The sequence below is a fragment of the Streptomyces sp. KR55 genome (assembly GCF_052245645.1).
In the GTDB taxonomy this organism is placed as follows: domain Bacteria; phylum Actinomycetota; class Actinomycetes; order Streptomycetales; family Streptomycetaceae; genus Streptomyces; species Streptomyces flavusporus.
This window is the reverse complement of record NZ_JBQQCE010000056.1, coordinates 22,524-30,404: the sequence shown is the minus strand read 5'-3', so window position 1 is coordinate 30,404 and position 7,881 is coordinate 22,524. Positions and strand designations below refer to the sequence as shown.

The following is a 7,881-nucleotide window of genomic DNA, read 5'->3' as shown; positions in this document are numbered from 1 at the left end:
TAGTACGTGCCCGGCAGCGGGTCGGTCGCCCACGGCTCGGACCAGGCGCGGACCGTGCGCAGCGTGCACGCCAGATCGACGGAGGCCGCGCCCGATGCGGCGGTGCGCGTCTGTGGGCCGTACTGGCAGGCCTGGCGGCGGCGCAGCCCGTCGTACACGTCGATCTGCCAGGTCTCGGTGGCGTGCGTGTCCGGCAGTTTCACCGTGGCCTTGACGGTCGGGCGCTGTCCGGCGTCCGCCGGGAACGACCAGTACAGGTAGTCGCCCGCCGAGGCGTTCGCCGTGGCCGTCTGACCCTGGTCGACCTCGGTCGCGGTACGGAACGACGTGCCCGCCTCGGTCGGGGCCGAGCTCTCGCCCGAAGGGGACGGCGTCGAGTCGGCCACCGCGGGAGTCGCGGCCAGCCCGAGCGTCAGCAGGGCTGCGCCCAACATCCTCGTAGTACGCATCAGTTGGTCCTCCAGACCGCGACCCGCCAGCGCGACAGCCAGCCCCACAGCAGACCCCCGGCGAAGCCGGTCAGCACCAGGATGCCGAGCAGCCACCAGCCGCGCCCGAGGCCGAAGGCGGCCACGTCGCTCGACGGCGACGGTCCGTCCACCACGTCGATCGTCAGCTCCAGCGGCAGACCCGGCGTGGTCTTGATGCCGGCGGCCGCCGAGAAGGAGTGGGTGAGCTGGAGGCACACGGTCTCGGCGGCGGGCTTGTCGGCGTCATCGTCGTCGCCCTCCTGCTTCGGGTAGCGAAGTCCCGTCGAGATCACATCCGTACGGCCGTTGCCCGCCGCCTCGCCGCGCACGATCTCCCGGCCGTGCACCGTGACCGCACGCAGCAGCACCCCGTAGCCGGGATTCACGTCCCGGTCCGCCGACACGCTCACCGAGGCGCGCAGCTCCCAGCCCGGCAGTACATCCACCCGGTACCAGCGCTGCTGCCCGAACTCCGCGCGGTCGGTGTACAGGCCGGACTCCAGCGCCGGCGCCTTCGCGCATTCTGCGGCGCCCTCCGTCGCCACCGGCGTCACCACCGGATCGGCGGCGCGGTCCACCAACTGGTTGACGCGGTCGGTGAGTTCGTCGGTGTGCTCCACCGAGGTGTACGTTCCGCCGGTCGCCTCGGCGATGCAACTGAGCTGCTGCCGCATCTTGGTGTTGGGCACCAGGCCCAGGGTGTCGATGGTGAGACCGATGCCCTTGGCCGCGATCTCGCGGGCCACCTCGCACGGGTCGAGCGGGGCGCAGGTGTCCTCGCCGTCGCTGATCAGCACGATGCGCTTGGAGCCGGTTCCGCCGTCGAGGTCGTCGGCCGCCTTCAGCAGCGCCGGCCCGATCGGGGTCCAGCCGGTCGGCGCCAGGGTGGCCACGGCCGCCTTGGCCTCGGTGCGGTCCAGCGGGCCGACCGGGTAGAGCTGCGCGGTGTCCTTGCAGCCCGTCTTCTGGTCGTCGCCCGGATAATTGGCGCCGAGCGTGCGGATGCCGAGCTGCACGTCCTCGGGCGTGGCGTCCAGCACCTCGTTGAACGCCTGCTTCGCCGCGGCCATCCGCGACTGCCCGTCGATGTCCCGCTCCCGCATCGAACCGCTGACGTCCAGTACCAGGTTGACCTTGGGCGCGGCGGCCGTGGTCTCGTCGGCGAGCGCCGCGGTCGGGAGAGCGATCCCGGCCGTCAGCGCGGCGAACAGGACGCAGACTCCTGCCGCCCGCCGTTGTCTTGTGATCATCGGCGGATCTTATGGAGCAGTGGTGTCAGGCTCCAAAACGGATGATCACAGAAGGGGATTGGGCAGCTCCGCCCACCGGTCCCCGGGCCGGCCCGGCGACAGCCGCATCAGCGTCAACGCCTTCGCGGGCAGGGGTTCCTCGCACAGTGCGACGAGATCCGGAGTGCGCGGCAGATCCCGTACGGCGGTCTCCAGCGCGGCCCGCAGGGTCGGCCCGGACCCCGCCGTCCCGGCCAGTGCGCCTGCCACCAGCGACCCGAACAGCTTGCGGCGCAGGGCCGGCACGTCGTCCGTGAGGATGCGGGCGGGCAGCTCCGGGACCGGGATGCCGTGCCGGGCCAGCCGGGCCGGGCTGACCCGGATGTCGGCGAGGTCGCGGTACACCAGCCGCAGCGGGGCGCCCGTCGCGGACAGTACGACGAGGAGGTTCTGGCCGTGCGCCTCCAGGGTCACGCCCAGCTCCAGCAGCCGCAGCCCGACCGTGACGGCCAGCCGGGTGAACTCGCCGAGCCAGGCGGCGGATTCCGGCAGCTCGGTGGTGGCGAGGGCGGCCACCGGCAGCACCCGCTCACCGGACCCGGCGCACTCCTGCGGCGACGCGCGCAGCACCGCGCCGAGATCGGGCGACCCGTCCGTGACCGCGCCGAGCGTGCGGGTGACGTGCAGCAGGCCGTCCGTGCGCGCCGCCATGTCCTCCGCGAACGCGGACAGCGTCATGGAGGCGGCGATCGACCCGACCGAGATGTCCCGCACCGAGGACGTCAGGCGGGTGCTCAGCGCCGTCTTGACGTGCGGTCCGCCGTCCAGGGCGAGCGTGCGCAGGGACATCAGCGGGTGGCCGGTGAGCCGTGCCTCGCACGGCCGCTTCAAAACATGCGCCGCCTGCCAGGGGTGCACCGGGACCAGCACCCGCCGCCCGTCCCGCAGGGCGTCCGGCCACTCACCGGTGACCAGGCACGCCTCCGCCGGGACCGGCACCAGACCCAGCCCCACGCGCGGCCCGTGTTCGGGCGCGTAGGCGAGCTGCTCGGCCACCGAGAAACCCGGCCGGGAACGGCAGTTGGGGTGGAACGGATGACCGTCCACCACCCGCTGCTCCCACTCCCAGTCGCTCATGGGCCACTCTTTCGGGTGCGACGGCCGCCCGGCCCGCGACAGCGCCAACGACGCGACACTGTGGTCGAGTTCGGCCACGAGCTCGGCTCCGTGCGGTACGGCGAGGTCCGTCATCAGCCGTGCCGGACGCTCGTACGTCACGTCGTCCAGCCGTACGGCGGTGACGTATGCGGCGGTCGCGTACGGATCCGGGGTCGGCCCGTGCAGCCGACGGCCGTCCCGAAGGCGCAGGGTGAGGCCGTCCCGGTCGGGGGTGCGGTCCTCGACCCAGGGCAGCGGCTCATGGGTCAGCGCACGCCACAGCCGGGTCAGCACGGCCGCCCGGGCGCCGGGCAGCTCGGCCGCGTACCGCGCGGTGAGGTCCGGGCGCAGGACGGACAGCTCGTCGGCGACCTCGGCCTCGGCGGTGGGGGAACGGTGCACGGGCGGGCTCCTCGGAACGGGTCGGGCGTGGACAGGGCGGTCACGGCGGGCTGTGACGACAGCGATACTGATCGTCTCCGCACATATGAACCGTAGGGAACGAGTGGAACGCGTGGACCCCATCCTCCCGCCCGTCGGCGCAGCCGCCCCAGCACGTGATGACGCCGCCGACCGGGCCGACGCGTATGCGGCGGCGCCGCTGCTCAACTGCCTGCTGCGCGAGGTGGCGCTGCCGCTCCCGGGCCGGCCGGGGGTCCACCGGCTGCCCGGCGTGGACCGGCTGCTGCGGGTGCGTGGCGGGCGGCGGCCCGCGGAACCGGAGCTGTACACGGCCGGCCGCTGGCATCGCCTCGACCACACGGAACTCGTCAAGCTCGTGGCCGAGGAACTGCGCCGGCACACGGGCCTGTCCAACCACGAGCTGCCCGCCGAGATGCTCGACAGCCGCAACGCCGTCGCCGCCCTGCTCACCGCCCGCGCCCGCGCCACCCCGCCCGACGACCCCTACCTGCGCTCCGAGCAGTCCCTCGTCACCGGCCACCCCCACCACCCCGCCCCCAAGGCCCGCGGCGGCGGCCCGGTGGCCGGCTGGCTGCCGTACGCCCCCGAGGCCCACGCCCGTTTCCCGCTGGTCCTGCTGGGGCTGCGCGAGGACACCGTCGTCGAGGAGGGCGACACCTCGGCGCTCGACGCACTCGGGCAGGCCCCGCCCGGCTACCGGCTGCTGCCCGCCCACCCCTGGCAGCTCGACCTGACCGCCCGCGACCTCGCCCCGGCCTTCGCCGACGGCCGTCTGATCCGCCTCGGCACCACCGCGTTCCCGACCTGGCCGACGGCCGCGATCCGCACGGTGTACGCCCCCGAGCGCGACCTGTTCCTGAAGTTCAGCCTCGACGTGCGGATCACCAATGACGTACGGCGGCTGTGGCGGCACGACCTGCTGAAGCTGCGCCGCATCGACACCGCGGTGACCAGGGCCTTCGCGGGCGGCCCGGCGGCCTGGCTGACCGACCGCGGCTACCGCACCGCCGGCTTCGCCTTCGAGGAACTCGCCGTCCTCGTCCGTGACGGAGTGCGCGGCCATGTGCTGCCCGGTGCGACCCCGTTCCTGGCCGCCGGGCTCGTGGAGGGCTTCGCGAGCAGCCCGCTGGACGGTCCGGTCGACCCGGCGGGCTGGTGGGAGGCGTATCTGCGCCAGGTCGTGCCCCCGGTCCTGTCGGCCTTCGCCGACCATGGCGTCGTACTGGAGGCGCACCTGCAGAACTCGCTGGTCGCCTGCGCCGCCGACGGCACCCCGGTGCAGGCGCTGTTCCGGGACACCGAGGGCGTGAAGCTGCTGCCGGACGTGTCACGGGCGGCCGGCTGGGAGCGGCTGGTGTACTGCCTGGTCGTCAACCATCTGGTGGAGCTCGCCGAGGCCCTCGCCGAGCGTCACGCCGGCCTCGACCCGTGGCCGGCGGCCCGCCGTGAACTGTCCCGGCACGACCTCCCGGAGGTCAGGAGCCTGCTCACCTTGCCCACGCTCCCCGCCAAGACCAACCTCCTGCTGCGCTGGACCGGCGCGGACGGCGCCGCCGCCCGCTACCGGCCGCTGCCCAACCCACTGGCCGGCGCGTAGTCGCCGATCAGTCGCCGATCGGCTGCCGATCAGCGAGCAAGCCGGCTGCCGTACGCTGGCCGGTGTGCTGCGCGACGTGACTGCCGTTCGATACGTGACCCCGCTGCGGTCCGGCGGCTCCGTCCCCGGAGTCGTCGAGGCCGACGACCTGGGCACGTACGTCGTGAAGTTCACCGGCTCCGCACAGGGCCGCAAGGCGCTGGTCGCCGAGGTGATCGTCGGCGAACTGGCCCGCGCCCTCGGCCTGCGCTTCCCCGAACTGGTCCTGGTGCACTTCGACCCGGCGATCGCCGGTCACGAGCCGCACCAGGAGGTGCGCAACCTGCACTCGGCCAGCGCCGGCGTCAACCTGGGCATGGACTACCTGCCGGGCGCGAAGGACTTCACGCCGGAGGTCGCCGGGACCTTCCCGGTCGACCCGCTGGAGGCCGGCCGGATCGTCTGGCTCGACGCACTCACCGTGAACGTCGACCGGACCGTGCACAGCTCGAACCTGATGGTCTGGCCCACGCTCGGCGTCGCACCCCCACGCCTGTGGCTGATCGACCACGGCGCCGCCCTCGTCTTCCACCACCGCTGGGACACCTCCGCCCCCGACAAGGCGTACGACTTCCGCCACCACGCCCTCGGCCACTACGGCCCCGACGTACGGGCCGCCGACGCCGAACTGGCGCCCCGGGTGACCGAGGAGCTGCTGCGCGAGGTGCTGGCCGAGGTCCCGGACGCCTGGCTGGCGGACGAGCCCGGCTTCGCGACGCCCGACGAGGCGCGGCGCGCGTACGTCGACTATCTGCACGCGCGCGTGGCGGCGTCCGAGGCCTGGCTGCCCACGGACTTCCCCACCCGGGAGGAACTCGCCGCCGAGCAGGCCCTGCGCGCGGCGAGGACACAGCAAGGCCGCCCGAAGTGGCTCAAGCGGGTCCCCGACCTGCACGGCAAACCGGCGGCGGAACAGGATTGGTCGGTGCACCTGGGATGACCCACCGAGTCCAGATCGAGTACTGCACCCAGTGCCGGTGGCTGCCCCGCGCCGCCTGGCTGGCGCAGGAGCTGCTGACGACGTTCGAGGCCGAGCTGACCGAGCTGTCGCTGAAGCCGGGCACCGGCGGGGTCTTCGTCGTGCGGGTGAACGACGAGGTGGTGTGGGACCGCCGCGAGCAGGGCTTCCCCGAGCCGACGGCGGTCAAGCGGCTCGTACGCGACCGAGTGGCCCCGGAGAAGTCCCTGGGCCACTCGGACAAGCCGGAATGAGTCTCAGCCCTTGAGCTGCTCGTAGGCGGGCAGTGTCAGGAAGTCCGCGTAGTCCTCGTCGAGGGCGACCTTCAGCAGCAGGTCATGGGCCTGCTGCCAGTTGCCGGCGGCGAAGACCTCCTCGCCGATCTCCGCGCGGATGTTCGCGAGTTCCTCGGCGGCGACCTTGCGGGCAAGGTCGGCGGTGACCTGCTCGCCGTTGTCGAGGACGACGCCCGCGTTGATCCACTGCCAGATCTGCGAGCGGGAGATCTCCGCGGTGGCCGCGTCCTCCATGAGGTTGAAGATCGCGACCGCGCCGAGGCCGCGCAGCCAGGCCTCGATGTAGCGGATGCCGACCTGCACGGCGTTGACCAGTCCCGCGTACGTCGGCTTGGCGTCGAGGGAGTCGATGGCGATGAGGTCTTCCGCCTTCACGTCGACGTCCTCGCGCAGGCGGTCCTTCTGGTGGGGCTTGTCGCCCAGCACCCGGTCGAAGGACTCCATGGCGATCGGGACCAGGTCGGGGTGGGCGACCCAGGAGCCGTCGAAGCCGTCGCCCGCCTCGCGGTCCTTGTCGGCGCGCACCTTCTCGAAGGCGACCTTGTTAACCTCGGGGTCCCTGCGGGACGGGATGAACGCCGCCATGCCGCCGATCGCGTGCGCACCGCGCTTGTGGCAGGTGCGGACGAGGAGTTCGGTGTACGCGCGCATGAACGGGGCGGTCATCGTGACCGCATTGCGGTCCGGCAGGACGAACCCGGGGCCGCCGTCCCGGAAGTTCTTGACGATGGAGAACAGGTAGTCCCAGCGGCCGGCGTTCAACCCGGAGGCGTGGTCGCGGAGTTCGTAGAGGATCTCCTCCATCTCGTACGCCGCTGTGATCGTCTCGATCAGGACGGTCGCGCGGACGGTGCCCTGCGGGATGCCGACGTAGTCCTGCGCGAAGACGAAGACGTCGTTCCAGAGGCGGGCCTCCAGGTGCGACTCCGTCTTCGGGAGGTAGAAGTACGGGCCCTCGCCGAGGTCGAGCAGGCGCTGGGCGTTGTGGAAGAAGTACAGGCCGAAGTCGACGAGGGCGCCCGGGACCTGACGGCCGTCCGAGTCGGTGAGATGACGCTCGTCCAGATGCCAGCCGCGGGGCCGCATGACCACGGTCGCCAGCTCCTCATCGGCCTTGAGCGCATACGACTTGCCCGACGCCGGGTCCGTGAAGTCGATGCTGCGGGTGTAGGCGTCGATCAGGTTGAGCTGGCCGAGGACGACGTTCTCCCAGGTCGGGGCGGAAGCGTCCTCGAAGTCCGCGAGCCAGACCTTGGCGCCCGAGTTCAGGGCGTTGATGGTCATCTTGCGGTCGGTGGGCCCGGTGATCTCGACCCGGCGGTCGTTCAGCGCGGCCGGGGCGGGCGCGACACGCCAGGTGGGGTCCTCGCGGATCTGTGCGGTCTCCGGGAGGAAGTCGAGCGTGGAGGTGCGGGCGATCTCGGCGCGGCGTTCCGCGCGGCGGGCGAGGAGTTCGTCACGCCGGGGCGTGAACCGGCGGTGCAGCTCGGCCACGAAGGCGAGCGCCGCGTCGGTGAGGACCTCCTCCTGCCGGGGCAGGGGCTCGGCGTCGACGATGGCCAGCGGAGACGGCGCTGGTGCGGACATGAGCTGTCACTTCCTTCAGCGAGCTACTTCAGCGAACCACGTGCATCACCGCCGTGCCCTGGCACCGGGTGTCAGGGGCACAAAGGGGGCGGTGGACGCCCATAGGACGGTCGGGCGCTTCTGA

The 7,881-nt window shown here is 72.4% G+C and carries 6 protein-coding genes and 1 pseudogene; 3 read left to right on the top strand and 4 right to left on the bottom strand.

The window, feature by feature from the left end:
• The 3 genes and pseudogenes from ACTWQJ_RS11160 to ACTWQJ_RS11150 all read right to left on the bottom strand — a co-directional run.
• Positions 1-449 (bottom strand): annotated as a pseudogene (locus ACTWQJ_RS11160) (hypothetical protein); the annotation flags it as partial.
• Positions 449-1,720 carry a VWA domain-containing protein gene (locus ACTWQJ_RS11155; RefSeq protein ID WP_443306470.1) on the bottom strand — a complete coding sequence of 424 codons (1,272 nt, stop codon included), beginning with the start codon at positions 1,718-1,720 and terminating at the stop codon, positions 449-451. The pseudogene ACTWQJ_RS11160 and the gene ACTWQJ_RS11155, both read right to left, overlap by 1 nt.
• Positions 1,721-1,765: 45 nt before the next feature.
• Positions 1,766-3,259, bottom strand: coding sequence for an IucA/IucC family protein (locus tag ACTWQJ_RS11150; RefSeq protein ID WP_443306469.1), 1,494 nt, complete (start codon positions 3,257-3,259; stop codon positions 1,766-1,768).
• Between the two features lie 103 nt (positions 3,260-3,362).
• On the opposite strand from ACTWQJ_RS11150, the gene ACTWQJ_RS11145 reads away from it, so the two are divergent.
• From ACTWQJ_RS11145 to ACTWQJ_RS11135, 3 genes are all read left to right on the top strand, one after another.
• A complete protein-coding gene (locus ACTWQJ_RS11145; protein ID WP_443306472.1) occupies positions 3,363-4,877 on the top strand; it encodes an IucA/IucC family protein in 1,515 nt (504 codons plus the stop codon).
• A gap of 64 nt (positions 4,878-4,941) precedes the next feature.
• Positions 4,942-5,856 (top strand): HipA family kinase, encoded by a 915-nt coding sequence (locus tag ACTWQJ_RS11140; RefSeq protein ID WP_443306468.1) that lies wholly within the window; start codon positions 4,942-4,944, stop codon positions 5,854-5,856.
• Positions 5,853-6,128 carry a SelT/SelW/SelH family protein gene (locus tag ACTWQJ_RS11135; protein WP_443306467.1) on the top strand — a complete coding sequence of 92 codons (276 nt, stop codon included), beginning with the start codon at positions 5,853-5,855 and terminating at the stop codon, positions 6,126-6,128. Before ACTWQJ_RS11140 ends, ACTWQJ_RS11135 begins: the two co-directional genes overlap by 4 nt.
• Before the next feature lie 3 nt (positions 6,129-6,131).
• Here ACTWQJ_RS11135 and aceB read toward each other — a convergent pair whose 3' ends face one another.
• Positions 6,132-7,757 carry a malate synthase A gene (gene aceB / locus ACTWQJ_RS11130; protein ID WP_443306466.1) on the bottom strand — a complete coding sequence of 542 codons (1,626 nt, stop codon included), beginning with the start codon at positions 7,755-7,757 and terminating at the stop codon, positions 6,132-6,134.
• Positions 7,758-7,881: the final 124 nt, after the last annotated feature.